Origin of the sequence: Herbaspirillum sp. ST 5-3, assembly GCF_004804275.1 — a bacterium.
Taxonomy (GTDB): Bacteria; Pseudomonadota; Gammaproteobacteria; order Burkholderiales; family Burkholderiaceae_D; genus Noviherbaspirillum.
Genome location: NZ_STGI01000009.1, coordinates 186,035 through 210,788 on the forward strand (window position 1 = coordinate 186,035; position 24,754 = coordinate 210,788).

The window sequence follows — 24,754 nt, forward strand, 5'->3', positions numbered from 1 at the left end:
CATGCTCAAGACGCTGCTCGCCGCATTCCTCGCCGCCGGCGCAAGCGCCGCATTCGCGCAGGCACCCGTTCCGCTGGACGACGCCGAACTGTCGCAAGTCAGCGGCGCGGATGGAGTCGGCTTCGCCATTCACCTCTCGCTGAATGATCCGACCGTGCCCGACCCCGTCACCGACAGCCGCATCTCGATGGGTTTTACGGTCGACGGACAGACCAACTACATGGTCATCAAGAACCTGCGTGGCATTGTCGATATGGGGACGGTCACCATCAGCGTGCACAAGCGGACGGACGGCGGCGGTGATTATGTGGCGCTGGGATTGCCGGGATCCGTGAAGTACACCAACTTCGGCTACGAGTCGCTGAGCGTGCAGACCAACCCGCTGGCGCCCGTCACCGACAGCCTTGGCCGCACCAATCTCAACGGCTCCTTATCGATGACGGGAGAGCTCAGATTCTGGGCGAACTGAGCAAACGAAGCGAAGACAGGCGCTAATCCTTCTCGCGCGCCAGGGAAAGGAATTCGGTTCTGAGACCGAGATTGGTGCGCATCTCGCCGAGCAGCGCCGAGGTCACGGTTTCCTCGCCGGGGGTCTGGATGCCGCGACTCTCCATGCACATATGACGGCAGCGAATCACGACGCCGACCGACAAGGGCTGCACATGCGTCATCAAGGCTTCGGCGATCTGGATCGTGAGGCGCTCCTGGACTTGCAGCCGCTTGGAAAAACACTCCACCAGCCGGGTCAGCTTCGAGAGTCCGACGATTTTACCGTTCGGCGTGTAACCAACCGTCGCCGTCCCGAAGAACGGCGCCAGATGATGCTCGCAATGGCTGTACACCGGAATGCCACGCACCACGATCAGTTCATTGTATTGTTCCGCGCCGTCCTCGAACACCTTCAGGATTTCGGCCGGATCCTTGTCATAGCCCGATGTCCAGTCGCGCCATGCCTTGTCAACGCGCGCCGGCGTGTCGCGCAGTCCTTGCCGGCTCGGGTCTTCGCCCAGGTGACGCAGCAGGCGGCGCCAGTCTTTTTCGGAGAAATTGTTTTCATCCATTATGTGATCCCTTCGTTTCTGAAATAGAGTGCGGGTGGCATGCACGTCTTGCAACCAGCCGCTGCGCTCGAATGCTGCGTCCGCGTTGCGTGCAAGATCCGCCCTGCGCGCCGGCTGCACATTGATCCATGTGCCGTGCGGGCGCTCCATTCGCGGCTGAAAAAGCAGGCATTGCCACTCCTGTTGGGCGCATGATAGCACTCGCCGCGCCATCCCCCAGCGCAGCGCCATGACGCGTCAGGCCTCGTCCGACGGTGCATCCGTGAGCCGCGCCAGCACACCGTTGACGATGCGATCGCAGCGCGCGCCGTCGAAAGAAAATGCCTCTTCGAAGGCGAAGTCGATCTCGCGCGAGAGCGACTCGCGCAACAGCCCCCTGGCCCGGAAAAAGCGCGTACGCACCGTCGCTTCCGGAATACCGAGGCAGGCCGAAGTCTCCTCGACGCTCATCTCTTCCAGCGCACGCAGCATGAACACGGTGCGAAACGCCTCCGGCAATTCATCGATTTTCTTTTCGAGCAAGCGACGCGCCTCGGCGCGCAGCGCAGCGCGTTCCGGTTGTTCGGGGGTGGCTTCATTCATGTTTGCCTCTGCGGCCTCGCTATCCCATTCGATCTCGCCATCGAGGCTGATCACCTGCGCCCTGCGGCTGCGTTTGCGGGAACGCGCAATCGCTTCATTGACCACGATGCGCGTCAGCCATGTGGACAATTTCGCATCACCGCGAAATTGATTGATGCGTCGATACGCCAGCAGATAGGCGTCCTGCAGCACGTCCTCCGCTTCTGCGTCGTCCTTCAGCACGCTGCGCGCGGTGCGGTAGAGCACGCGGTTGTAGCGCCGCATCAGAAATTCGAATGCCTGCTGGTCGCCGCCTGCGATCCTGCTTGCGAGTTCGACATCGGAGATGTCCTTGTCGACGGTCGTCCTGATTGGCTGTGGCATGGCCCCTCTGCGTTTTTGTTGAGTTCAAGGCATTAGATGACGGCAATCCTCAGCGCGTTCCCGGATTGCAGGATTTCCGCAAAAAGCGACGCCCGCCAGGCGTTTCAGTACTTCCTGATCCTGAAATCGTGCTGCAGCACGATCCTCGTCGATCCGATCAGGCTGCTCAGACCAAGCACAAGCTGCGTCAGCGCTGTCCCCGGCATGGCCCATATCTGGCCCGGCGGCGCAAGCATGTTCGTTGCCGCAGAAATGACCGGGACGGCCCACTCGGCTTCGGGCGTCACATCGAGCAAGATATCGCCCTCGCCCGTGGTGTGCATGAAGATCTCGCCGCCGTGCCCGAGGCAAAAGCAGATGCCGTAGCCGGTCGCGTTGGTCTTTTCGATGGCGCGCTGGAGTTCCCGGTTGTAATTGTCAATCCAGGCTTCGACGTCGTAGGTCGTCTTCAGATCGATCCACGGACGCTGCGCAGTCTGCGCGTCCGTGGTCTTGTCGTTGGTGTGCATCGCGGTTCTCGCTGGGATATCAGGCTAGTTTCCCATATTGCGAGGCAGCGTGCTTGATGATGCAGCCGTTGAGCACGATGTCGCCAGCCGCTGCAGGCGAGGCGCGAAAGCGAATGAGTTGCGCTTCCGCCTTGCCGCGATTACTTGTGGCTGATGGACCAGTTGCCGCCCGTGCTCGGGCCGCCAGACCAGCTGCCGTTGGCGGCAACCGTCGAGGGGAACTGCCCGGTAAAGACCGCGCCGTTACTCGTCGTCCCGGAGCTGAAGCTGGCGACGCCCTGCGAGTTCACCGTGCCCGAGACCGAGAACGTTCCAGAGAGATTGCCGACGCAAGTTCCCGAAACCGATCCGCTGGTCGAAATGCTGATATTCGAGCATGTGCCGCTGTCGGAACCATTGAAGCTTCCGATCCACGAACCGGCAAACCGTGACGCCGACGGAATGCTGGACGACGAAGCGCTTGCGATATAGCTGTTGAGCTCGTAACGCGAGGAAGATACCGCGGCCTGGGTTGATGATCCTGCTGCCGTCGTCGCGTAATTCCATTCACACTTCACGCGCTTTCTCAAGGCGGCATCCCTCCAGCAAGTGTAGCTGGTGATGTTGATCGTCGGGTTGGACGGACTGGTCTGCTGCGTGGTGACCGTATACACCTCTTTGTAGGCATTGAAGGTTCCAGCAGGAACGGTGACCGATTCCATGCCCACGATCGACCCTTTGTTGTTGCCGGTCACGACGGTCGTACCGCAGGTTCGTGTCCAGTTGTTGTCCCAGCTCTGGCCGACAGCAAAGGGGGCGACACTGGCGGCATTCACGCCGGTGAATGTGCATGTGGGTGTGGAAGATCCGACACTGCCCGTGCTGGTGATGGCACCAGTCGTGGAAATGTTGGTGACGGAAGCAAGGAAACCGCTCGAATAGGTTTCGGTATACGAGACCGATCCATCGCTGTTAACAGCATTGTATTCGCGCGTCGTGAAATATGTTGTCGCAGTGCTGCTGGCGGCCGAGGTGTCCGTCCGGCTGTAGGTATAGGAATCGCCAGCCTTGGTCGGAATGCTTGTGACGGTTCCGGAACCGCCGGTCGTATTGCCCGAGGATGTGCCCGTCGAGGAGGCGCCGTTTGACGATGTGTTCGATGATGACGTGCTGGTCGACGATGTGCTGGTTGCAGCATCGCCACCTCCACCACATCCAAGAACGAGAGACGCCGTCAGCAAGCCGGCTATTACAGTTTTGATCATTGATTGTTCCCCTTCGAGCGATATGTTGATATTGAATTTCTCATGCGAATTTCGTTATTTATCTGATAACGAACGCCCGATTATTCTTGATAAATATCAACTTAACAAGCCATATTCAAGGTAATTTTGACGTATTGAAGCCGGGAAAACCGGGGTGGACAGCGCGCGGATCCCGGCTTCTCGGCCTTTCTGCCCGACGTCTGCCAGATACGGTTCAAACAGAAGTTATCAGTGCGGCAAGGACCTGTCATGCACGGGCAGTGAACTTTCAGATGTCCAATGGTCTTACATTCCAGTTCGACAATCACAATCAACGGCCCATGAACCCGATATCAGTCGACAACGTTGTCAGCGCTTATCGTTTCTACGCTCCCCATTACGATCGCCTGTTCGGCGCAGTGCTTGAACCGGGACGACGCGCACTGACACAGGCCGTCTGCGCAGTGCGACCGGCGTCGATACTCGAGGTGGGCGTCGGCACCGGATTGACGCTCTCGCGCTACCCTGCCGGCTCCGCCGTGGTCGGCATCGACATCTCCGACGAAATGCTCGACATCGCGCGCGAGCGCGCGGCGAAACTTGCGGGCCGGAATATCCATCTGGCGGCCATGAATGCAGAAGCAATGGACTTTCCCGACGCCTGTTTTGACTGCGTGGCGATTCCTTACGTACTGTCGGTGACGCCGCATCCGGAACGCCTGGTCGCCGAAATCCGCCGCGTATGCCGCAAGGGCGGCACCATCCTGATTCTCAACCACTTCAGCGGCAGCCGCTTCTGGTGGTTCCTGGAACGCGCTGTACGCAAGCTCTCCAACAAGATCGGCTTCCGCTCCGACTTTTGTTATGACGAACAAATCCTCAAGTACAATTGGGAGATCCTGTCGGTGAAGAAAGTGAATTTCCTCGGTCTGTCGAGGCTGGTGGTCATTCGCAATTCCTGAACCCTGCTTCAGTTTCCGCAGGATGCATACCGCGCATGCACTGCGCGGCACATACTGTTTTTGCCAGGCATCTCCAACGATAATGAAGCGCATCACGGATGTCCTGTGGCATCGACTCACCGGCCTCATGCCGGGAGAATTGAATCAACCGAAACTCGCGTGGCTGGCGTTCTCGCGCGAGCACTCCCCCCTGCTGACACGCCGGCGTGCGATGCTGATCGTCAATCGCGTCCGACTCTTCGCCTTCCTGTTCGCGGTAGTGACTCCCTTATGGAGCGTGGTCGATTTCCTGGCATTTCCCTTTTCGCTCTGGCTCGGCCTGGCGCTGATGCGCGTTCTTGCATCGGTCGCATTTGCCGCCCTGCTCGCCTGGTTTCATCCGAGAGGCAATCTGCCCAACGCCCATCGGGCGCTGGCAATGCTGTTCTTCATTCCGACTGTCTTTTACATCGGTTCGCATACGCTGCTGGCAAGCTATCATTTGAGCGGATTTTCAGCAGCGATCAGCACGGGTTACGCTTTCCTGCCGTTCGTACTCCTTTCCGGGCTGTCGATCTTTCCGCTCACGCTTCTGGAAAACTTGTTGATCGCCAGTCCGATCCTCCTTGCGCAAGGCGTGTCCGTCTTTTTTGATCCAGCCGCGACAGGCTGGTCACCGTTCGCCGGCGCTTTTTGGCTGCTGGTGCTGATCACCGGGGTATCGATGCTGGCCGGCATCAGCCAGCTGGCATTCATGATCGCGCTGGTGCGCCAGGCCAATCGCGATCCGCTGACCGGCGTGTTTTCGCGCAAGAGCGGAGAGGAAATGCTGGACCTGCAATTCAATATCGCCAGCCGCGGCAATTCGCCCATGGCGGTTGCCTTCATTGACCTCGATCACTTCAAGAGCATCAACGACAGCTTCGGTCATGAAGCCGGGGATCAGGTTCTGATCGGCGTCACGGAGATCATCGGCGCCAACCTTCGTCGCGGCGACACGCTCGCCCGCTGGGGCGGGGAAGAATTTGTCGTGATCATGCCCAATACCGATCTGGCGCAAGCAGAGGCTGCAGTTGCGCGATTGCGGGCAATCGGTTTCGGCGTGCGCCCGGACAACCTGCGCATCACGGCCAGCATCGGAATTGCGGAGCGTATTGCCGATGCAAGCGCCGACTGGAAGGCGCTGGTCGAGATTGCCGACCAGCGCATGTATCGCGCAAAACATGGCGGCCGCGACCGCGTTGTCAGCACGGATGCATAAGGTTTAAAGGAGCGTCTTCGCCAGTGCCTCCAGCTGCACACGGTACTCCTGCTCATTGAGCTGTCTGCGCGCAACACCGCTTTCAAACGCGGCAGTAGCAATCAGGGGTGTGACGCCGGTCAGCAAGCGCTTGTCCAGCAAGGTCGGCACGATGTACTCCTTGCCAAATTGCTCGTCGTCGCGCGCCATTGCAGCCAGTGCAACAACACAGGCGCGCTTCATTGCCTGGTTGATGGTCGTCGCGGCGGAGTCGAGTGCGGCGCGGAACAGGTAGGGGAAGCACAAGGCATTGTTGATCTGGTTGGGATAGTCGGAGCGGCCGGTGGCGATGATCGCATCCGGCGCCACTTCCCGCACCAGTTCCGGCCGCAGCTCCGGCTCGGGATTGGCGAGCGTGAACACGATCGGCTTGGCAGCCATCTTTTGCACGTCCTCCTGCTTGAGCAGGCCGGGGCCCGACACGCCGAGGAAGACATCGGCCATGCCGATCACGTCGGAGAGGGTTCTGGCCGATGTCGCTTGTGCCCAGGCCCGCTTTTCTTCCGTCAGTTCACGCTCGGTGGTGAGAACGCCGCGGCTGTCGCAGACATAGACGTTTTCGCGGCGCACGCCGAGATCGATCAGCATGTCGAGACAGGCCATCGCCGCCGCACCGGCGCCGGAGCAGACGACCTTCACCTTGGAGACATCGCGCCCGGTCAGTTGCACCGCATTCAGGAAGCCGGCGCCGACCACGATCGCTGTACCGTGCTGGTCATCATGGAAAACCGGGATCGACAAACGTTCGCGCAGCCGGCGCTCGACGTAAAAGCATTCCGGCGCCTTGATGTCTTCCAGGTTGATGCCGCCAAAGGTCGGATGCAATGCGGCGACGATCTCGACCAGCTTTTCCGGGTCGGTTTCGTCGATCTCGATATCGAAGGAATCAATGCCCGCGAACTTCTTGAAGAGCACCGCCTTGCCTTCCATGACCGGCTTGCCGGCGAGCGCGCCGATGTCGCCCAGGCCCAGCACCGCGGTGCCGTTGGTAATGACGCCGACCAGGTTTCCCTTTGCGGTGTATTCATAGGCTTTGGCCGGATCCTTGTTGATTTCGACGCAAGGGACCGCGACGCCGGGCGAATAGGCCAATGCCAGGTCGGCCTGCGTGGCAACCGGCTTGGTGACCTGGATGGCGAGCTTGCCGCGTTGGCCGGCGGAGTGATATTGGAGTGCTTGTTTTTCCAGCGTATTCATGTTGTCGTTGTCAGTAAATGGTAATCGTCAGCAGTTCTTGTAAGAGAACGTTCGAAAGCCGCAACATGCGCCGCCATGCGCGGCACCGCGCCTGCCGGGATGCCGGCGACGCCACGGTTTTCGAACGGGCTCGTTGTATGTCAACGCATCTGTGGCCCGTCTGGTGCGGACTTCGGATTGCTTCACGATGTCGCAAGCGAACTCCAGCCCGACGGGTCTTGGAGTAAGCAAACGACATCCGCTCGCGCGCGGGCGCGAAGCAGAGACGCAACACTGGGGATCTCTCGTGCAAACGTTCTTGCCATCGTTTGCGGTGTGCACAAAGGCGGGTAGTCTTTGGCGTTCCGTAGGGAGGCAACATGTCGCAAAGTGCGTTGCGACATTTCCTGGTCTCTCCCGCTGATAGGGGAAAGGAGGTAAACAGCATTCTCCTGCGGGCACCGCTCAACTTGCTGATGGACGGGCCCGAAAGAGCGTATAGCCTAGCACACTATGGTCTGCATGGCATCGCTTTTGTGCAAAGACGACGCCCTTGCGCGCTCACCGAAATGCTTCGGCCAGAGACATGACACGCGGATGAATCGTGACGTTGAAGCGGGCAAAAACTTCTTCCATTTTTTTCAGATTGGCTTCGCGTTCGCCGTCGGTCCAGCCTTCAAAGATATCGGAGCCGGCTTTCTGGAAATGCAGGTCGACGATTTTCTTTCCGTCGTGATGCGTATAAGGCTTGGAAAGCACCTGCTTGAAACCCATCGACTCCACCGCTTCGATGAAACCGGCCGGCGGATCGCTGGCATCCACCGCGACGTAAATCATGTAGGTCTTTCCCGGTGGCTTGGCTGCAACATCCACTGCATACACACCCGGTGCAACCGGCGCCGAAGTACTCTTCAGAAATAGCATCCGCTTCCCTTTTTACTTTTATTCGACGCAGTCCGGACAGGCGACCCGCCACTCCTTCGAAATATGCCACTAATCGTTCCGATCAGCAATTATCGGATGCCACGCCTGTGTTATCGTAACAAGTCGACAATGTTTTCCGGAGCCAACGAACAATGTTCATCGGCCATTATTCCGCTGCCTTTGCGGCCAGGCGTGCCGCGCCCGCCGTGTCGCTGCCGGCGTATTTCATCGCATGCCAACTGGTCGACCTGTGCTGGAGCGTGCTGGTCCTTCTCGGCGTTGAAAAGCTGCGTGTGATACCGGGCTTTACCGCATCCAACGGACTGGATCTCTATTTCATGCCGTACACGCACAGTCTGGCGGCGGCAATCATCTGGTCGCTTGGCGCCGCCCTCCTGTTCTGGCTCTTCACCTCCTCGCTTGCGGCGCGCTTGCGCACGGCGGCGGTGGTCGGGATGGCGGTTGGCTCGCACTGGCTGCTTGACCTGCTGGTGCATGTTCCCGATCTGCCCCTGTGGTTCGATGATGTGAAAGTGGGCCTGGGATGGTGGAATTACCGCGCTTTCGCCTTGTTGCTGGAGCTGGCCTTGTTGTGGGCGGGCGTGCTGCTTTGCCTGGGGCGTATTGCGGAAAACCGCGCACGATATCTGGTGCTGGCCATCCTGATGAGCGCCATTCAGGTATCGAGTCTGATCTTGCAACCGGCACAAGCCGAGATGGTCGCACTCGAATTGCTGGCGACACACGCCGCCTTGGTTGGCGGCGCGTGGTGGGCGTGCAAGCGACCGGCCGCATCCGCGCTGCCGGAAGCCGCGTGAGCGCCATCACCCCTCATGCATCGGCCGGCTTCTTCGTCAGCACCAGCGCGCCGGCCACAAGCAGAATTGCAGCCGTGATCAAGGCCGGCGCAAAACCGCCATTGCCGCCGACGCTCGCCGAAATGGTCAAGGGCCCGGCAATCTGACCTGCTGCAAACGCTGATGTCATCGCAGCAAGCAGCACGGTGGCGTTGCGTCCCGCGATGCGCTTGGCCTCCTGCAAGGCTACCAGCGTAATCACCATGAAGGTGCCGCCGACGCACAGGGCGGCGGCGAAAATCGTCGGCAACCCCGGCCAGAGCGCCGGCAGTGCGATGCCGGCCGCCATGATGATATGGCTTGTCTTCCATATGTCGCGATTGCTCGCGTGCCTGAGCAGGATGGACACCGTCAGCGTGGACAGCGCCGCCGCGACACCGAATACCGGCCACGACCAGGCGAACAATGGTGAACCGTGCAGCGCATTTCTGGCCATCACGGGGAGAAACGTCGCCGGGATGATGTAGCCGAAACCGAAAATGCCGTAACAGCAGACCAGGCGTATGGCATCCGCCGTCCATGGATAGCGGCCATGTGCAGCAGCCTGCGCACTGCCCATCGGCACTTCATGCGGCGGGAAGAAACGCCAGCTCGCTGCCGTTGCCAGCAAGGACAGCAATCCGAGCGTCAACCATGCCTGGCCGGAATGCGCGGCAAGCCGAATCAGCACGATGCACAGCAGGCCCGCAGTCGCAATCCCGCTTCCGACGCCGGCAAATACCAGGCTGTTGAGAAACGGCCGCTGATAAGCCGCGAGCGTCTCCATGCACCATGCCGACACCGAAATCAGCACCCAGGCGCTCGCCACACCGGCCAGCAGACGCAGCAGCAGCCAGACCGCGAACGGCATGTGCCAGCCCATCGCGAGCGTGGTAATTCCAATTGCCAGCAACCCGGCGCGGATCGCCCGCTCCGGGCGAATGCGTATTGCCATCGCGCTCAAGGCGCCAAGCAGATAACCGATGTAATTGGAGGACGCCAGCAGCCCGCCATCGGAAATCGACAAGCCGGAATCCTGCAGCATCATCGGCAATATCGGCGTAAAGGCGAATCGCCCGATGCCCATCGCTACGGCTAGTGCGGCAAGCCCGGCCAGCGCTTTCGCAAGCGGTGAGGAAGTCATGCCAGGCGCGCGTGACTGAGCCGCAAGTGTGTTTTTTTCGTTGTGCATGACGCAAGTCTACCTTGGCCTTCCGGTTTGGAAAAATCAGCTGCGCGGAATTGCCGGCATGGCGCAGCGCCGATGCACACAAGCCGGTGGCGGGCGCACACTGCGACTGCCTCAATACTTCCTTCTGAACTCCGCTGCCAGGACTGCATCTCAAGATTATTCGCTGCGTCGCCGCTTCGCATGGTGTTCTTTCCGGCATATCGACGTTCATCAGTGTTCCGAAGGGAAAAATGCGCGTGGGCCTGACACGTACATTGATGTCATCGACCGGTCGCGTTGAACACCGTTCATCAACCGTTGCCGCCCTGCTTCGAAATGTGTGCATCTGCCCGACACGGTCAGGAGGCCCTCCATGAAATTCTTCAGCAACCGGTTCATTTCCCATGCATGTCTTGCCATCGCGGCAATTGCATTACTCTCCTGCGGTGGTGGTGGCGGCGACAGCGGGGTCACAACGAATACCTCCACGACGTCCGCCTCGATTCAGGCAGCGGAACGGGAGCTGGGCGATGCCTTCGCGGCCTCGCTGTCCGGCCCGCAAGAGACACCGCCCACAAACAGTGTCGCATTGGGATCGGGAACCCTGGTACTCAATGCGAGCACGCGCGAGATGACGGCGATCGTGACGACGACCGGCATTACCGGCACGGCCGCGCATATCCACCAGGGTCCGCCAGGCACAGCGGGCCCGATCGTTTTTCCACTGAGCGAGACCATTCCCGGCAGCGGAATATGGACCACGCACGCCACGCTGACGGATGACCAGGTGAACACGCTGCGATCAGGCAATTACTATTTCAATGTGCACAGTGCCGCATTTCCGAACGGGGAAATCCGCGGCCAGATCCTGTCGGAAGACCCCAACGCCAATCGGACCGCCAGCGTCAATACCGGCACTACGAGCACCAGCGCCAACGTCCCGGCCGCGCTTCCATCCATCGCGAATTTTCTTTCCGCCTTGCGCGGATCACAGGAAGTGCCGCCCAACGTCAGCAGCGCGCACGGTTCAGGGACGATCGTGATCGATCCGAACACGCGGCAAATGATCGCTGCGCTCACCACCACAGGTATCGCGGGAACCGCCGCGCATATTCATCAAGGCGCCCCCGGCATTGCCGGGCCGATCATCGTCTCGCTGGTTTCCGCCGGGCCGGGAAGCCCGGTCTGGCTGGCTCGCACAACGCTCACGACAGCCCAGTACGACGCGCTGCGTGCCGGCAACCTCTACTTCAATGTACATAGTGCAGCGTTTCCGGACGGAGAAATTCGCGGACAGATCGTACCGCAGCAGCACTTTATCGGACACCTGATTCAGGCGAGCAATACCGGCGACTTGAGCGGCCTCGCCAACCCGCTCAATATCGGTGGTACGGGCACATCCGGCAGTAGCGCCCTCACTCCCCCCAGCTTCGGGCCGACGGGAAGTACGACCGGGACCATCAGCATCCCGGGCGGCATGTCGGGAACAGGCACAGGGACGAGTACGGGGATGAGTTCGGGAGCAGGACTCGGGTTCTGAAGCGTGCAGGCTAGGCCTGCCACACGCCGTATCCGGCTTCGCGCAGGCCGATCGCGAGTTCGACTTCCATTTCGCGCGCGCCGCTGTAAGGCATGGGGTTATACATCTCGTACAGTTCGGGCAGCAGCCGCAGCCCGAATTCCTGCACGTAGCGGTTAGCCTGGATGCCGGCCTTGTGCTTGTCGAAACGCAGGTCCGGATTGAGTCCGGTCATGCCGACATACACGCAGGGTTTGCCCTCGATGTAGTCGGGATTGGATTTCCGGAAGCGCCCTTCGTACAGAACATCCTTCGAGAGTTCAACCACGTACACGTGATAGTGGTAGCGGCGTCCCATCGCTGTCCTCTGTCCGGAAAATCCCTGCGCGGCAAGCGATCACTTCTTCGGCATCATCTCGCCAACCGGCTTCACGGCGCCGCAATCGGAAGCCAGCCACTTGCCACTGGTCTCGTGATGCAGGTTGACGGGCTGTCCATGCATTGTTCCCTTGAAATCATAGGTCGACGTAAAGCTCTCGTTGCCCGAGAACGTACCTTTCGCCTTGCCCTCGCCCTTCATCTGCTGGCCATTGCAGACCACATCGACGCTGTAGGTATTGCCGCTGCGCTGATAATTCTTCGACTGGCAACCGGTGTCCTTCTGATTCATGGCGGGAGGCTGGTCGGCTTCGGCCATCTGCCTGGTGATGCACACCTTGGTTACCATTGCGCCATCCTGTATCTGCGGTACATTCACGCCCATCTTGCGCATCTGCTCCATCTGCTCGGGCGGCATCTTCGGCATGTTTTTCAGTTCATCCGACGTCATTTTCATTTCCCACAGGCCGGGCTTCATCTGGCCGGCAGCGAGTGCAGTAACGGAAACAGACAACATGGAACAGAGCAACAGCGAGGCAGTGAGTGTGCGCATGAGGTCTCCCGGAATGGTGAAAAAGAGGGTGAACACAGGATCGGGCGGATGCCCGCGTCGTGTATTGCATTCTATCAAAGCCGCATCGGAAGGCCTGGAATATGCTTGAGCGCAGCCCCTCGTTCATGCACTTGTGGTAGCCTTGCCCTTGTCATGTATACACAGTTTTTCAGGCTGAAACAGACGCCGTTCTCGATTTCGCCGGACCCGCGCTATCTGTTCATGAGCGAGCGCCATCGCGAGGCGCTTGCGCATCTGCTGTACGGCGTCGACGCCGGCGGCGGGATCGTGCTGCTGACCGGCGACATCGGCACCGGAAAGACCACCATCTGCCGCTGCTTCCTCGAACAGGCGCCGGGCAACTGCAACCTCGCCTATATCTTCAATCCCAAGCTGACCGTCATCGAGCTGCTGCAGGCGGTCTGCGAAGAATTCCATGTCGTGTGCCAACCGGGCGGTGGCGTCAAGGATTACATCGATGCGCTCAACCGCTTCCTGCTGTCGGCGCATGCCGAGCGCAGGAACAATGTACTGATCATCGATGAGGCGCAGAATCTTTCCCCCGACGTGCTCGAGCAGTTGCGTCTGCTGACCAACCTGGAGACCAACGAGCGCAAGCTGTTGCAGATTATCCTGATCGGCCAGCCGGAACTGCGCGCGATGCTGCTGCGTCCGGAGCTGGAGCAGTTGGCGCAACGCGTCATCGCGCACTACCACCTCTCGGCGCTGTCGGAACAGGAAACCGCCAGCTACATCCAGCACCGCCTCACGACCGCCGGCCTGACCGGCGCGGCGCCCTTCCAGCAGCCGCAGATGAAGCAGATCCACCGGCTCACGCTCGGCATTCCGCGACGCATCAACCTGTTGTGCGATCGGGCGATGCTTGGCGCGTACGCAAACGGTGCGCATGAAATCGATCGCGAGACCATCGAGCACGCATCCGGCGAGCTGTTCATCAATCAGGACAGCCAGACGCCCCGCAAGCGGCGGCACTGGAGCGCGGCAGCACTCGGCTTGCTCGCCGCTTTACTGGCTGGCGGCGCCGCATGGTCGCTAAGCGACGAATCGGTACTGAAAGAGGTGCGCGCCAGATGGTCCGCCCCGGCTGCCGACGAACGCGTCAAGCTGGTCGAGCACAAGGACGCGCCCGCTCCCGTCCCCGAAAAAATCGTGCAGCCCGCGGCCTCCGCCGCACCGCCGGTCGAAACCGAAAAAAACAGGGAGCCCATCATCTCGGTACAGGACGGTCGCATCCTCGCCGGACTGGGCAGCGAGCAGGATGCCGTACGCGAACTGTCGTCGCTGTGGAATGTGACGCTTGCGGGCGACGAGCCATGCGATACGGCCAGGGACAGCGGTTTGCGCTGCCATCGCAGCAACAGTGGATTCGCCGAGCTGAGGAAGCTGGACCGCCCCGCTGCCCTCAAGCTTTACGATGCCGAGAACAAGGTTTCCTACGCCTTGCTGACCAGCCTCGGCGACGCCGGAGCGAGCCTGCGGGTGGGCGACGCGGTACAGAATGTGACGCTGACCGAATTGACACGTCACTTCCGCGGCGAATTCATCACCTTGTGGCGTGCCCCGGAGGGCTTCGCCGGTACAGTGGGCCTCGGCCGCATCGGACCGGAGGTCGATTGGATCGCAACCCAGCTCGCCAAGGTCAACGACCTTGAAGCGCCGGCCGCCGGCCAGGCATTCGGACCGGCGATGCAGAATCAGGTACGCCTGTTCCAGCGCGCGCATGGCTTGTTCGTGGACGGCATTGCCGGTCCGGTGACGGTCATGTTCATCAATCGCATCGCCGGCATCGTCGAGCCGCACCTGCGTGAATATCCGGTATCGGGAGAGTAATCAATGTCGTATATTCTCGATGCGCTCAGAAGGGCCGAGGCGGAACGCCGGATCGGCGTATCGAATCCATCCTACTCGCCGTCCGTTCTCGCCGGACGCGGCGAACGCTCCGCCTCCCGCTGGCCGCGGCGATGGTGGATTGCACTGCCCGCCCTGGCCATTGCGGCCGCAGGCGGCGCGTGGTTTGGTGCGAGCCAGGAGAAGAAACCGGTTGCTGCTGCAACGGTCCCTGTCGTGCCAGCGCCGCAGGTGCAGATTGCAGAGAAAGCCCCAGCCTCCTCAGCCAAGACTGCTGCGTTCCCTGCGCCGGTTCCGAAGGAGGCCGCAGCGGAGCCGCCTGCATCGGCGAGGGAAAGCATTGCGCACAAGACGCCGGGCCGGAAGACGCATCCGAAGACTGTCGAATCAAGGCCCGCACCGGCACCCAAGGCGCCCGAAGAGCCGGCTGTCGCGACGCTGCGCGAGCTGCCGGCACAAATTCAAGGAGAGATCCCTTCGCTCACCATCGGCGGCTACATCTATTCCAGCAGCAAGGCGGACCGCACCGTCTTGATCAACAAGACGCTGCTGCATGAAGGCGACGAGGTCGTACCTGGGCTGCGCCTGGAGAAGCTGATGCCCAACGGGATGGTGCTGAACTACAAGGGATATCGCTACCGCGCGTCGTATTAAGCGCGCGGCGCTAGTTCAGCCGGACCGACGCCGGAAAAACATTTTTGCCCGTTACGCGGTGCTCGACGCTGGCCGCTTCCGCCGCCTCGTCGATGGCGCGCATCACTTCCTCCGGTACCAGATGATGAATCATATGACCCGCGCCTCGCGTCACATGCAAGGTGCTGTGCGGTATGTCCTGATGCAAGGCCTCCGAGTGCACGTGCATGTCTGCATGCTTGTCGCCGTCGCCCGCCATGATCACTACCGGCATCGCGAGTTCGCGATAGCGGTCATGCAATGAGTACGCTGCGGGAATCATCATCGCGGCATCGCCGGCGGATGCGCGCAGTTGCGATGGGCGCAGCGTCATCCATACCGGGAAGTCGGACGAGAACCGTTCCGGTATCGGCGCCGGGCTGAAGATGCGGCGCTTCATGGCCGGCCAGATCATGCGCCCGATCAGCGGGGAAATGGTATAGCGCAGCAGGTCGCCGATGATCGGTATCGCAGGCGGCGACAAAAGCGGCACATCCAGTCGCGCGGTCGGATAGTAATAGCCCGAGAGAAGGACAAGGCTTTTCACATAGTCGGGCGATTGCAATGCCAGCGCAATCGCAACCAGCGTTCCCCAGGAATGACCCAGCACGATAGGTCGCTCGATTCCCATCCGATGCAATGCAAAGTGCAGCAGTTCCGCCTGCGCCTGCGGCGTCCACACTGTCGTACGCGGACGCTCGCTGTAACCATAACCCGGACGGTCGAAGGCGATCACGCGATATTTCTTCGCTGCGAGATCGATCAGGCCGCTCAATTCAAAATCCTGAATCATGCTGCCGTCGCCATGCAGCAGGACGAGCGGCTGCCCCTCGCCGCGCTCCACGTAATGCAGGCGGATGCCTTCGACTTCGATGAATTTCCCCAAAGGCGGATTGTCGCGCTCCGCTTCGAGCGTGCGCTGGCGAACCACAAGTGCTGCCGCCGCAAGTGCGGCGCCGGCGGCGATCAACAAGGTATTGCGGCGCATGCCGGCATTTTCCGTGCGGCGACCGGTAAATCGTGTGACTTCCTGCTGCGAAGGGAAATTCATTCGTACACTCCAGGCGATGTTTGACGTCTCTGTTGGAAGGCGGCTTGCTGCATGAAGTTCAATATTGCTTTGTCCATCCTTGAATCTCTCTCTCGGGCAACATAGGCGGCAACTTGACATTAGATGTATATGCATTTATCTTGCATCCATCCTGTTTCTCTTCATCGCATGCCGTGAAACCTTTCAGAATGCCCTGCTACGCCGGCTCGATCCGCCAGGCCTCGCGCATCGTGACGCAGATGTACGACCAGACGCTCAAACCCTCCGGGGTCAAGATCACGCAGTTCGGCATTTTGCGTCTGTTGAGCGCGTGTCCCGGCCTGACGACCGGCTCGATGGCACAGGCCCTGGCCATGGACAGCACCACCTTGACGCGCACGCTGAAGATCATCGAAGAGAACAAGTGGATAGAGGCTCGTCCCGGTGAAGACCGCCGTGAACGTCACTGGAAGCTCACGCGCGCCGGCGAAGACCGCCTGCAGCAAGCGCTTCCGCTATGGAAGGAAGCGCAGAAGGAATTCGCACAGCTCGCGTCGGACGTAGATCTGGATGGATTGACGCGAGCGGTCTTTCATTTGGTTCAGAAAACCGCGGGCTGATTTTTTTTAGCGCTTTATGTGTATATACATATATTTATGAATAGGAGAAGGCAATGCACACTACAAATCTGGATGTCACCCAAGGAACGAATTTTTCCGGAGCACAGGTCGGCGCGCTGACAGACCTGCACAACTATCAGTTCTTTCATCCGCTGGGCAAGGGTCGCGGCTTTCCCGGCAAGCTGTTTCTCAAGGAAGCGCTGCGGATGACGAGCATGGAGGTATCATTGAACAAGCTGCCTGCAGGGCAGAGCGTTCCGTTTTATCATCAGCATCGCGAGCACGAGGAGTTGTACATTTTCCTCAAGGGTAGCGGACAGTTTCTGATCGACGATACGGTCATCGACGTACGTGAAGGCACCGTCATCCGCGTTGCGCCGGAAGGTGTGCGCACCTGGCGCAACCATTCGCAGGAAGACCTGTACTACATCGTCATTCAGGCCATGGCAGGCAGCATGCATGCCAACAACGTTGAAGACGGCGTCGTCAGCCCGGAAAAAGTGAGCTGGCCGGCCTGATGCGAAAGGTACGAAGGGGCCGGCAATCCGATCCGTCATTCACAATTTCCATTTGATGCAAAGGCATGAAATGCAACACTCGCAACACACCCAACACACTCTCAACGCCGAATCCTTCAACCACCGTGGAAAGAACTTCCTGCCGGGACTGCTCGGCATCGTCGTCACCGACGTCGGCAAGGAAACGCTCAACGCCGAATTGGCCGTCCAACCCACGCACCTTGCGCCAAACGGCTATCTGCACGCAGGCAGCGTCGTGACATTGGCCGACACCGCCTGTGGTTATGCGTGCATCGCCAATCTACCGGAAGGCGCGACGAGCTTTACCACGATTGAACTCAAGAGCAACTTTCTCGGCACCGCGCGCGAAGGCGTGATCGAGTGCGAAGCGAAAGCGGTCCATGCCGGACGCACTACCCAGGTGTGGGACGCACTCGTCAGGCACCGCGACACCGGCAAGCTGATCGCGACCTTTCGTTGCACGCAGATGATCCTGTGGCCGAAATAGCGTGCCTCGCTGCCTGTTTACCCTTTCAGGCGTCGTGAGCGCGCAATGAGCGACAGCTTTTCCTTGTTCGAAGGCAGCAGCGCACCGGAATCGATTCCGATGCCGGATGCGCAAGTGAGATTCATGCAGGCTTTCTATCGGCCGCCTGTTTCCGGCGAGCTGATGGATCTCCTGCTGCATGAAATTCTCTGGCAACAGGAAACCATCGTCTTGTGGGGCAAGGCGCATCTGCAACCGCGATTGTCGGCCTGGTATGGCGATGCCGGAAGCAGCTACGCCTACTCGGGCGTGCTGCTGAATCCGCATCCGTGGACCGACACCCTCCTGTGCATCAAGCAGGATATCGAACAGGCAACCGGACATCGGTTCAACAGCGTGCTGCTCAACCTGTACCGCAATGAACAGGACAGTGTCGGCTGGCACAGCGACGCCGAACCGGAGCTCGGCAGCATGCCAGTCATTGCCTCATTGAGCCTCGGGGAGACGCGCACATTCAGATTCCGCCACAAGACCAGGAAAGATCTGAAACCGGTATCGATTGCATTGACGGATGGGAGCCTGCTGCTGATGGAAGGCGCGACGCAAAGGTTCTGGCAACATGCCATCGTCAAGGAGCGCGACGCGCGCAAGGCAAGAATCAATCTGACGTTTCGCACGATTCTGCGCCAGAAATAAAAAAACGGCATGCATGCAATCATGCAGTGCCGTTCAAGCAAGCCGGCAAACAACTGGCAGCAACCGCCGTTTGCCGGGAAAAACCGATCTTTCGCTCAGTCGCGACCCGCCATCACCATCAATTCCTGCTGCAGGTTCGGCATGATCGCATCATACGGGCTTGCCAGACGATACAGGCGGAAAAGCGCCGTGTCTTCGCCGTTGATGTGCCGGGCCGATGCGGCAGCCTCATCAGCGGCTGTTTGCTTCCGCGCCGGCACGGCGAGCAATGCGGCGAGCAGCGCGCGAGCGGCACGTCCGACGTTCTGTGCGTAAGTGACACCGGCCTCCGCCGGGGCATGTGATCCAAATGTCAGCGCAGACATGATGTATTCCTCTTCAATAAAGTCTCTTGCTTAAAGGCAGTGTAGTGACGCAACAGTGATAAATCCAATTGCGATTGCCGATATCAGATATTGGGTCTGTGAATAGCCCTGTTGCCGGTTTCATGGCGCAAACGCCCCGAATTTCCATGGAACCAAGCATGGCAAATCCTTACTCAGGAAGAAGTGGAGAATTTATTTGCCGCAATATCTTGCAATGACTACTGCGATCTCTGCCGTGACTTAAAACCGTTTTCAAAACGTCAATCACGAAGCTTTTTTGCCAGAGAGAAGCCGTTATGCTTCGCAACCTGCTACATCTCGGTCAGCGCTCGCAGAATACACAGGCTGGCCAACTCCCCGGCCAGCGCGCCCCGAATGCACAAGCCGTTCAACTTCCCGATCAGCGCCAACGGGCTACCGAATCCGTCGCAACGCAACTACGCGCATCACAGGACAGGTATCAGCGTCGTGTCCTCGGCATGAACATGCCAGAGGCCATCAATCGGCATCACTTTTTGAACAAGCTTGACAAAGAATGGAAGGCAATACGGACGGACAACAAGTACGTGAAAGAGAAGTTTCCCCGGCAAACGTTTTCGGACGATCTGAAATCGGATCCGGAACATCTGGTCACCGCACACAAACAAGGCGTTCCCATCACCTTGTTGGGACTTGCCTTTCCTCATCGATTGGAAAACATCCTGCAAGATATTCATGATATTTCGAGCCGGTGCCAGAAGATCGACCTGTCATCGAAACTCAAGACCGTGCCAGCGGAAATCGGTAATTTTCCGGGCCTTAAACGGCTCGATCTCCGGAACAACAAACTCGACAAAATACCCCCTGAAATCGGCAACCTGAGAAGCCTTGAAGAACTCGATCTTGGCTCCAACGAGCTTGCCAGCATCCCCCCCGAATTCGGCAATTTAAAAAACCTACGCAAGCTCCGCCTTTCCGCCAACAATTTTTCGGACCTGCCTCCGGCTCTGGAGGAAATGACGCAACTGAAAGAGCTCAATATTGCCCATAACCAAATCACCGTTGTGTCCGACAGGTTCAGTACCTTGACCGGACTAAAAGTGCTTGATCTTATAGGCAGCCAAATCACTGACGCGTTCAAGGGAATCCGTAAGTTGAAGCAACTTGAAACGCTGAACCTTTCCTTTAACCGACTCACCACCGTTTCTGACGACATCGGCACATTGACCGGACTAAAAACGCTTCATCTTAGCGGTAACGAAATCACCGCCATGTCCAAAGAAATTGGCAATTTGACGGGTCTTCAAAATGTCACGCTCGCCAGCAACAAACTTACCGTCCTGCCTTCGGAATTCGGTAATTTGACGCAGCTCCAAAATGCCGATCTCGCCAACAATAAGCTCGAGGCCCTGCCTTCGGAATTTGGCAACTTGAAGCGGCTTCGATGGGCCGATTTTTCCTGGAACAAACTCTCCACCCTGTCACCGGATTTCGGCAATTTGAAGCAGCTTAGAGAGCTGAATCTTCGCGGCAATCAATTCAGGTCGTGGCCCGAGGGGCTGGGTCAGTTCCCGAAACTTGATCGTCTGGATTTGAGCGACAATAAAATCACGCAGGTTTCCGATGCACTTCTGACCTGCGGCGCCAAGCACATTGACTTGACTGGCAATCCGCTCTCCCCCGAAGCCATCGCCCATGCCATGCGTCGTGTCAAAGAGTTACGCCAGCAAGGCCGTGCCGCGCCGGAACTGCTTCTGCCTGAATACTTCGATCCTGATCAGATTGATCGCCTGCGAGATACGCACGACCGGCGTCTGCAGAAATTCCACAGAATTCAGTTCGATCAGCTTGTCGCGCAATTCCCAGACAAGTTACGCGGCAGCGAGGATCAACAGTTGGGCGATATCAGCGCCATTCAATCGCGACTGAACAAAGCATTAGGAACCTATGCTTCCGACCACCCCGACATCAAAGCCGCACGTGAGGTTGCCAACTCGATGTTTGATCAATCGTTCGGCTTGCGTAATGCTTATGCCAACGATTTCGCTTATGCCGAAGGCTTCAAATACTCACCCGGCCGCGTGCTGTCCTTTGTGATGCTGCATATCGAGCGGGTACGTGACAACGCCGCACCCGACAAGCAAGAGGAGGTGTTCAGCACTGGCATCAACACTCTCGCGACCCAATTGGCGGAAGCTCAGGAAAATGGTGTGAAGTATTGCGATGCGCGTCAGATCGAAGATACCATCAAGGTAATTTCTCTATTTAATGAAGAGGACGTTGCCATCAGCTACAGGCCACCGCAGTCCGAGATAAACGAAATCGTCTTTGACAAAGCCAAAATAAGCTTGCCGCAATTTATGGCCCAGCATCCTCATTTGCACGACGATGATGCGCGTCTGCAAGAGCACGACGACGATGCGCGTCTGCAAGAAGCCTTCTGCAAGCACTTGACGGAGATCATCCCTGCCGAGCACAAAGGCATTACTGCCAAGGACACCATGGACTATCTCAAAAAGGACCTCATCCCCTTTTGGCAGTACTTCAAGGAAAATGCCCTGGACACCGAGGAGAAGCCTGCCGCCACCACTTGACAAACGATTGAAAACGTAGCGGACGCAGAGTCAGGCGCCAACGCCGACGAGGATACTCTTGCAAGCTTTTTCGCTCGCCATTCCTGTTCACAAAATTTTTATGCGCCGCATCACTCAGCCTCTGCCGGCTTCACAAATTACGCATACCCGCGATCATCACGCGGCAGGAGATGCTCGCCTCTCCCGCGAGCAACCAGTGATTTTTCAGCGACGGACATTCCACATCGGCATGCCCGAAGCCATCAAACGGCACTACTTTTTGAATCAGCTTGAAAAAGACTGGAAAGCCATCGATGAAAACCGAGAGGCGTTTCCCAGGGAAATGCTTTCTGACTTGCTGAAATCGAACTGGACAACATTGACCACCGCCTACCGACATAGGCTTCCCATTGCGTGGCTGGCGAGATATGCCCCGGAATCGCTGCAGGACTGTCAAGGCGATGTGACGCTGCTACAAGTGCTCGATCTGAGTGGCAATCAACTCAGTACCGTGCCACGGGGCATCGAATATTTGGCAGAAGTTCGAGAGCTCAATCTCAATGGTAATCGACTTGCCGATCTGCCGCCTAATATCGGCGATCTGAAGGGGCTCCGGCGCCTCACTCTTTGGCGCAACCAGCTGATCACCCTGCCTGACGAGATCAAGGATCTGCCACTTCTTGAAAAGCTCGATCTCACTGACAACCATCTCACCACACTGCCCGACGGGCTGTGCCGCTTGCCGCATCTCCGCAGATTGGACCTGCACAAAAACTTCCTGTCTCCACAAACCATGCTTCAGTTCATCGGCGACTGGTGTGAAGCGGGAAAGCCATTGAACCGGCGCGGCGGCCTCTACATGGATTGCATTTCCGCCGACCTGAGAATCACTCTTTCGCAAAGCGATCTGAGCCAGGACGACATACCGGACAATTTCCAGTACTTGCGAGACGTTCGTCGTCTCGACTTGCGCGACAACCGCTTCACGCAAATTCCGGACACATTGCTCCGTGCAGGCGCTCGGGAAATCAATTTGCAAGGCAACCCGCTCCTGCCGGAAGCCATCGCCGATGCGAACCGTCGCGTCATTGACTTGCGCCAGCAAGGCCACGCTGTGCCGCAACTGATCCTGCCCGATTACGCTGAACAAGGCGTCAACGAACTCGATCAGCTGGCGAACACGAGGGCGCACAACTGGCGCCTGACCACTTTCTTCGGCAAGAGAATCGATCTGCTTGCCGCGCACTTCCCGCAAGATCTGCGCGGCACCATGGATCAACAGCGCGCACAGATCGGTGCCATTCAAACGAGACTGACCGAAGCGTTGACCACTTGTGCCAATGATCACCCCCACATCGACGAAGCAAGCGCGGTGGCCACATCGATGTTCAAAAAAGCGCTCGGCTTGAGAAAAGCATCGTTTAATGATTTCCACCACTCTCCCGGTCACGTGTTGTCCTACGTGGTGCTGCATATCGAGCGAGTGCGAGACAGCGTCCCTGCCGAGCGGCAGGATGCGGTATTCAACAAGGGAATACGCCTGCTCACCGATCATCTCGCCTTCGCACATGATTATTGCGATACGCGCCAGATCGAAGAAGTCATGACGGTGGTTTCGATCCCGTTTGATGCAGACGAAAAGAGCAGCCAGGGCTCCATCATCCCGGTCGCGCCGCTGTCCGAACAGGCGCGCGATGCCATTTATGGCGAAGCAAAAAAGTCCTTGCCGAAACTGCTCGCCGAGGATCCGGATCTGCGCCACGATGACAAACAACTGCAGAAGGCATTTCGCTTGCGCTTGAAGGAGTTAATTCAGGCCGAGCATAAAAACATACCTGCCTGGCAGACCGCAGCCTATATCGAGGAACACATCATTCCCAACTGGAAGGCCTTCAAGGAGAATGCCCTGAACGCCGAGGAAAAGCCCGCTGCCCTTGCTGGGGAAGCGTGAATCAGGAAGCGTACCGCCATACTTCTGTATAAATTGCCTCAGGCGCGTTCGATGCTAACTTCTGCTTCACAGCACGTCGTTTGGTTCGACAACGGGAATCGCGCCTTGCAGTCCTTATCCAATGCGAGCAAAGCCTTCCCGGGCTGAGCTTGGCCAGCGCCGGTTGCGAGGGAAACGCCCCGGAACCCGGAACGGCAATCGACGATGAAACGTCGATTCATTCACTGAAAGGATATCCATGTTGACTAATTGGATGACACATCGCATTAGCGCACGCCTCGGCGGACAATCCACCATGTTCGCTCCGCTGCGTTCCACACCATTTCGCTTCGCACTATCTGCAGTATGTGCCGCTGCTCTTGCCGCGTGTGGCGGCAGCGGCCCCGATTCCGGCGTCGCATCTTCTGATTCCACCGCATCATCGAAAACACTTACCGCCGTCCAGGTCTCTTCCACTACGACCAGTTCAAGCGCATGGACTCCTGCCGTGAACGACACATGGCAATGGCAGCTCCGCGGTCAAATCAATACCGGCTATGCGGTGAATGTTTACGACATCGACCTGTTCGATGCACCACAATCCACGATCGACTCGCTCAAGGCGCAGGGAAGACACGTGGTCTGCTACTTCTCGGCCGGCAGCTCCGAAAACTGGCGGCCTGATTTCAATCAGTTCCTCGCCAGCGACAAGGGCAACGCATTGTCGGGTTGGGCTGGTGAGCGCTGGCTGGATACGCGTTCGGCCAATGTGCGTCAGATCATGCAGAAGCGCCTGGACCTCGCCAAGGCAAAGGGTTGCGATGGCGTGGAGCCGGACAACGTCGACGGGTACACCAACGACCCCGGATTTCCGCTCAACGCGTCCACGCAACTGGACTACAACCGCTTCCTGGCTGCAGAAGCGCACGCACGCGGTCTGGTGGTTGCGTTGAAGAACGATGTCGAGCAGGTAGAAGAACTGGCCGCCTATTTCGACTTCGCCATCAATGAGCAGTGCCACCAGTATCAGGAATGCGACGTGTACACCGCGTTCACCGACCAGGGCAAACCGGTATTCAACGCGGAATACGCAAAGAAGTACCGGGACAATGTCAATGGCGCGCGGACCGGCCTGTGTCAGGCGGCACGATCCGCCGACATCCGGACCTTGGTATTGCCCTTGTATCTTGACGATAAATTCCGATATTCCTGCGATTGAAGCGGATCTTGCTCTCGTCCTGCAGTTTACGCCCGACCTGTTTGCGTGGCGTTCTGCCTATCGAAACAGGCACCGCTATTTGACGCGTCAAACGTCTTGCCAGCACCGATTCCGGCACGAACGCGAACCATCCTATTGATGAAACGAGTTCGTCACGTATCGAGATGGCCCGGATGGGCATGAAAGTGCCCATCCGTTTTTTAAATCAGAAGAAAATCGCCGCCGCCGGCCGACATTGATAGAATGTAGCCCGACTTGCA

The 24,754-nt window shown here is 58.6% G+C and carries 25 protein-coding genes; 14 read left to right on the forward strand and 11 right to left on the reverse strand.

Features of this window, described 5'->3' with window-relative positions; translation table 11 throughout:
• The first annotated feature begins 1 nt into the window (after position 1).
• On the forward strand, positions 2-469 hold the full coding sequence (locus E6W33_RS18005) for a hypothetical protein (protein ID WP_136418694.1): 468 nt from the start codon (positions 2-4) through the stop codon (positions 467-469).
• A 22-nt stretch (positions 470-491) separates the two neighbouring features.
• Here E6W33_RS18005 and folE read toward each other — a convergent pair whose 3' ends face one another.
• From folE to E6W33_RS18025, 4 genes are all read right to left on the reverse strand, one after another.
• Entirely contained in the window at positions 492-1,061 is a 570-nt protein-coding gene (folE, locus tag E6W33_RS18010; protein ID WP_136418695.1) for a GTP cyclohydrolase I FolE, read from the reverse strand.
• Between the two features lie 237 nt (positions 1,062-1,298).
• Entirely contained in the window at positions 1,299-2,006 is a 708-nt protein-coding gene (locus tag E6W33_RS18015) for an RNA polymerase sigma factor (protein ID WP_136418696.1), read from the reverse strand.
• A 104-nt stretch (positions 2,007-2,110) separates the two neighbouring features.
• Positions 2,111-2,515: a hypothetical protein gene (locus E6W33_RS18020; RefSeq protein WP_136418697.1), complete on the reverse strand. Its 405-nt coding sequence runs from the start codon at positions 2,513-2,515 to the stop codon at positions 2,111-2,113.
• 140 nt (positions 2,516-2,655) lie between these two features.
• The gene (locus tag E6W33_RS18025; RefSeq protein ID WP_136418698.1) at positions 2,656-3,759 is read right to left on the reverse strand and encodes a hypothetical protein; all 1,104 of its coding nucleotides are present in this window, start codon (positions 3,757-3,759) and stop codon (positions 2,656-2,658) included.
• Between the two features lie 320 nt (positions 3,760-4,079).
• On the opposite strand from E6W33_RS18025, the gene E6W33_RS18030 reads away from it, so the two are divergent.
• Both E6W33_RS18030 and E6W33_RS18035 read left to right on the forward strand, forming a co-directional pair.
• On the forward strand, positions 4,080-4,700 hold the full coding sequence (locus E6W33_RS18030; RefSeq protein ID WP_168798687.1) for a methyltransferase domain-containing protein: 621 nt from the start codon (positions 4,080-4,082) through the stop codon (positions 4,698-4,700).
• A gap of 82 nt (positions 4,701-4,782) precedes the next feature.
• Positions 4,783-5,940 (forward strand): GGDEF domain-containing protein, encoded by a 1,158-nt coding sequence (locus tag E6W33_RS18035; protein ID WP_136418700.1) that lies wholly within the window; start codon positions 4,783-4,785, stop codon positions 5,938-5,940.
• A gap of 3 nt (positions 5,941-5,943) precedes the next feature.
• On the opposite strand, the gene E6W33_RS18040 is transcribed toward E6W33_RS18035, so the two are convergent.
• A complete protein-coding gene (locus E6W33_RS18040; protein ID WP_136418701.1) occupies positions 5,944-7,176 on the reverse strand; it encodes a malic enzyme-like NAD(P)-binding protein in 1,233 nt (410 codons plus the stop codon).
• Positions 7,177-7,716: 540 nt separating this feature from the next.
• Entirely contained in the window at positions 7,717-8,079 is a 363-nt protein-coding gene (locus tag E6W33_RS18045; RefSeq protein ID WP_136418702.1) for a hypothetical protein, read from the reverse strand.
• A 152-nt stretch (positions 8,080-8,231) separates the two neighbouring features.
• Between E6W33_RS18045 and E6W33_RS18050 the strand changes: the two genes are divergently transcribed.
• Positions 8,232-8,897 carry a metal-dependent hydrolase gene (locus tag E6W33_RS18050; protein ID WP_136418703.1) on the forward strand — a complete coding sequence of 222 codons (666 nt, stop codon included), beginning with the start codon at positions 8,232-8,234 and terminating at the stop codon, positions 8,895-8,897.
• A 13-nt stretch (positions 8,898-8,910) separates the two neighbouring features.
• Here E6W33_RS18050 and E6W33_RS18055 read toward each other — a convergent pair whose 3' ends face one another.
• Complete coding sequence (locus E6W33_RS18055; RefSeq protein ID WP_168798688.1) at positions 8,911-10,059, reverse strand: YbfB/YjiJ family MFS transporter; 1,149 nt, start codon at positions 10,057-10,059, stop codon at positions 8,911-8,913.
• A gap of 400 nt (positions 10,060-10,459) precedes the next feature.
• On the opposite strand from E6W33_RS18055, the gene E6W33_RS18060 reads away from it, so the two are divergent.
• A complete protein-coding gene (locus E6W33_RS18060) occupies positions 10,460-11,626 on the forward strand; it encodes a CHRD domain-containing protein (RefSeq protein ID WP_136418705.1) in 1,167 nt (388 codons plus the stop codon).
• Positions 11,627-11,636: 10 nt separating this feature from the next.
• Here E6W33_RS18060 and E6W33_RS18065 read toward each other — a convergent pair whose 3' ends face one another.
• Together E6W33_RS18065 and E6W33_RS18070 are read right to left on the reverse strand one after the other, a co-directional pair.
• Positions 11,637-11,963, reverse strand: coding sequence for a hypothetical protein (locus E6W33_RS18065; RefSeq protein ID WP_136418706.1), 327 nt, complete (start codon positions 11,961-11,963; stop codon positions 11,637-11,639).
• A 39-nt stretch (positions 11,964-12,002) separates the two neighbouring features.
• On the reverse strand, positions 12,003-12,536 hold the full coding sequence (locus tag E6W33_RS18070) for a DUF3617 domain-containing protein (RefSeq protein ID WP_136418707.1): 534 nt from the start codon (positions 12,534-12,536) through the stop codon (positions 12,003-12,005).
• A 153-nt stretch (positions 12,537-12,689) separates the two neighbouring features.
• Here E6W33_RS18070 and E6W33_RS18075 point away from each other — a divergent pair, with 153 nt between their 5' ends.
• Positions 12,690-14,387 (forward strand): ExeA family protein, encoded by a 1,698-nt coding sequence (locus E6W33_RS18075; RefSeq protein ID WP_136418708.1) that lies wholly within the window; start codon positions 12,690-12,692, stop codon positions 14,385-14,387.
• Between the two features lie 3 nt (positions 14,388-14,390).
• On the forward strand, positions 14,391-15,059 hold the full coding sequence (locus E6W33_RS18080; protein WP_136418709.1) for a general secretion pathway protein GspB: 669 nt from the start codon (positions 14,391-14,393) through the stop codon (positions 15,057-15,059).
• A gap of 10 nt (positions 15,060-15,069) precedes the next feature.
• On the opposite strand, the gene E6W33_RS18085 is transcribed toward E6W33_RS18080, so the two are convergent.
• Positions 15,070-16,128 carry an alpha/beta hydrolase gene (locus E6W33_RS18085; protein WP_247869688.1) on the reverse strand — a complete coding sequence of 353 codons (1,059 nt, stop codon included), beginning with the start codon at positions 16,126-16,128 and terminating at the stop codon, positions 15,070-15,072.
• Positions 16,129-16,316: 188 nt separating this feature from the next.
• Here E6W33_RS18085 and E6W33_RS18090 point away from each other — a divergent pair, with 188 nt between their 5' ends.
• The 4 genes from E6W33_RS18090 to E6W33_RS18105 all read left to right on the forward strand — a co-directional run bounded on the left by E6W33_RS18090 (position 16,317) and on the right by E6W33_RS18105 (position 18,428).
• Positions 16,317-16,727 carry a MarR family winged helix-turn-helix transcriptional regulator gene (locus E6W33_RS18090; RefSeq protein ID WP_211097372.1) on the forward strand — a complete coding sequence of 137 codons (411 nt, stop codon included), beginning with the start codon at positions 16,317-16,319 and terminating at the stop codon, positions 16,725-16,727.
• A 53-nt stretch (positions 16,728-16,780) separates the two neighbouring features.
• Complete coding sequence (locus E6W33_RS18095) at positions 16,781-17,245, forward strand: cupin domain-containing protein (protein WP_136418711.1); 465 nt, start codon at positions 16,781-16,783, stop codon at positions 17,243-17,245.
• Positions 17,246-17,315: 70 nt separating this feature from the next.
• Positions 17,316-17,753 carry a PaaI family thioesterase gene (locus E6W33_RS18100; RefSeq protein ID WP_136418712.1) on the forward strand — a complete coding sequence of 146 codons (438 nt, stop codon included), beginning with the start codon at positions 17,316-17,318 and terminating at the stop codon, positions 17,751-17,753.
• 45 nt (positions 17,754-17,798) lie between these two features.
• Positions 17,799-18,428, forward strand: coding sequence for an alpha-ketoglutarate-dependent dioxygenase AlkB (locus E6W33_RS18105; RefSeq protein ID WP_136418713.1), 630 nt, complete (start codon positions 17,799-17,801; stop codon positions 18,426-18,428).
• A 95-nt stretch (positions 18,429-18,523) separates the two neighbouring features.
• Here E6W33_RS18105 and E6W33_RS18110 read toward each other — a convergent pair whose 3' ends face one another.
• Positions 18,524-18,793 (reverse strand): hypothetical protein, encoded by a 270-nt coding sequence (locus E6W33_RS18110; protein ID WP_136418714.1) that lies wholly within the window; start codon positions 18,791-18,793, stop codon positions 18,524-18,526.
• A 296-nt stretch (positions 18,794-19,089) separates the two neighbouring features.
• Here E6W33_RS18110 and E6W33_RS18115 point away from each other — a divergent pair, with 296 nt between their 5' ends.
• From E6W33_RS18115 to E6W33_RS18125, 3 genes are all read left to right on the forward strand, one after another.
• Positions 19,090-21,366, forward strand: coding sequence for a leucine-rich repeat domain-containing protein (locus E6W33_RS18115; RefSeq protein WP_136418715.1), 2,277 nt, complete (start codon positions 19,090-19,092; stop codon positions 21,364-21,366).
• A 58-nt stretch (positions 21,367-21,424) separates the two neighbouring features.
• A complete protein-coding gene (locus tag E6W33_RS18120) occupies positions 21,425-23,296 on the forward strand; it encodes a leucine-rich repeat domain-containing protein (RefSeq protein ID WP_136418716.1) in 1,872 nt (623 codons plus the stop codon).
• A 295-nt stretch (positions 23,297-23,591) separates the two neighbouring features.
• The gene (locus E6W33_RS18125) at positions 23,592-24,494 is read left to right on the forward strand and encodes an endo alpha-1,4 polygalactosaminidase (RefSeq protein ID WP_136418759.1); all 903 of its coding nucleotides are present in this window, start codon (positions 23,592-23,594) and stop codon (positions 24,492-24,494) included.
• The last annotated feature ends 260 nt before the right edge of the window (positions 24,495-24,754 follow it).

What these genes read in the sequence shown, in the direction of transcription:
- E6W33_RS18030 (WP_168798687.1), top strand. Translation starts at nt 4,080, where the DNA reads ATGAACCCGATATCAGTCGACAACGTTGTCAGCGCTTATCGTTTCTAC.
- E6W33_RS18095 (WP_136418711.1), top strand. Translation starts at nt 16,781, where the DNA reads ATGCACACTACAAATCTGGATGTCACCCAAGGAACGAATTTTTCCGGA.
- E6W33_RS18025 (WP_136418698.1), bottom strand. Translation starts at nt 3,759, where the DNA reads ATGATCAAAACTGTAATAGCCGGCTTGCTGACGGCGTCTCTCGTTCTT.
- E6W33_RS18105 (WP_136418713.1), top strand. Translation starts at nt 17,799, where the DNA reads ATGAGCGACAGCTTTTCCTTGTTCGAAGGCAGCAGCGCACCGGAATCG.
- E6W33_RS18015 (WP_136418696.1), bottom strand. Translation starts at nt 2,006, where the DNA reads ATGCCACAGCCAATCAGGACGACCGTCGACAAGGACATCTCCGATGTC.
- E6W33_RS18075 (WP_136418708.1), top strand. Translation starts at nt 12,690, where the DNA reads ATGTATACACAGTTTTTCAGGCTGAAACAGACGCCGTTCTCGATTTCG.
- E6W33_RS18050 (WP_136418703.1), top strand. Translation starts at nt 8,232, where the DNA reads ATGTTCATCGGCCATTATTCCGCTGCCTTTGCGGCCAGGCGTGCCGCG.
- E6W33_RS18040 (WP_136418701.1), bottom strand. Translation starts at nt 7,176, where the DNA reads ATGAATACGCTGGAAAAACAAGCACTCCAATATCACTCCGCCGGCCAA.
- E6W33_RS18035 (WP_136418700.1), top strand. Translation starts at nt 4,783, where the DNA reads ATGAAGCGCATCACGGATGTCCTGTGGCATCGACTCACCGGCCTCATG.
- E6W33_RS18125 (WP_136418759.1), top strand. Translation starts at nt 23,592, where the DNA reads ATGTTCGCTCCGCTGCGTTCCACACCATTTCGCTTCGCACTATCTGCA.
- E6W33_RS18080 (WP_136418709.1), top strand. Translation starts at nt 14,391, where the DNA reads ATGTCGTATATTCTCGATGCGCTCAGAAGGGCCGAGGCGGAACGCCGG.
- E6W33_RS18090 (WP_211097372.1), top strand. Translation starts at nt 16,317, where the DNA reads ATGCCCTGCTACGCCGGCTCGATCCGCCAGGCCTCGCGCATCGTGACG.
- E6W33_RS18045 (WP_136418702.1), bottom strand. Translation starts at nt 8,079, where the DNA reads ATGCTATTTCTGAAGAGTACTTCGGCGCCGGTTGCACCGGGTGTGTAT.
- E6W33_RS18020 (WP_136418697.1), bottom strand. Translation starts at nt 2,515, where the DNA reads ATGCACACCAACGACAAGACCACGGACGCGCAGACTGCGCAGCGTCCG.
- E6W33_RS18110 (WP_136418714.1), bottom strand. Translation starts at nt 18,793, where the DNA reads ATGTCTGCGCTGACATTTGGATCACATGCCCCGGCGGAGGCCGGTGTC.
- E6W33_RS18055 (WP_168798688.1), bottom strand. Translation starts at nt 10,059, where the DNA reads ATGACTTCCTCACCGCTTGCGAAAGCGCTGGCCGGGCTTGCCGCACTA.
- E6W33_RS18065 (WP_136418706.1), bottom strand. Translation starts at nt 11,963, where the DNA reads ATGGGACGCCGCTACCACTATCACGTGTACGTGGTTGAACTCTCGAAG.
- E6W33_RS18115 (WP_136418715.1), top strand. Translation starts at nt 19,090, where the DNA reads ATGCTTCGCAACCTGCTACATCTCGGTCAGCGCTCGCAGAATACACAG.
- E6W33_RS18060 (WP_136418705.1), top strand. Translation starts at nt 10,460, where the DNA reads ATGAAATTCTTCAGCAACCGGTTCATTTCCCATGCATGTCTTGCCATC.
- E6W33_RS18100 (WP_136418712.1), top strand. Translation starts at nt 17,316, where the DNA reads ATGCAACACTCGCAACACACCCAACACACTCTCAACGCCGAATCCTTC.
- E6W33_RS18005 (WP_136418694.1), top strand. Translation starts at nt 2, where the DNA reads ATGCTCAAGACGCTGCTCGCCGCATTCCTCGCCGCCGGCGCAAGCGCC.
- folE (WP_136418695.1), bottom strand. Translation starts at nt 1,061, where the DNA reads ATGGATGAAAACAATTTCTCCGAAAAAGACTGGCGCCGCCTGCTGCGT.
- E6W33_RS18070 (WP_136418707.1), bottom strand. Translation starts at nt 12,536, where the DNA reads ATGCGCACACTCACTGCCTCGCTGTTGCTCTGTTCCATGTTGTCTGTT.
- E6W33_RS18085 (WP_247869688.1), bottom strand. Translation starts at nt 16,128, where the DNA reads ATGAATTTCCCTTCGCAGCAGGAAGTCACACGATTTACCGGTCGCCGC.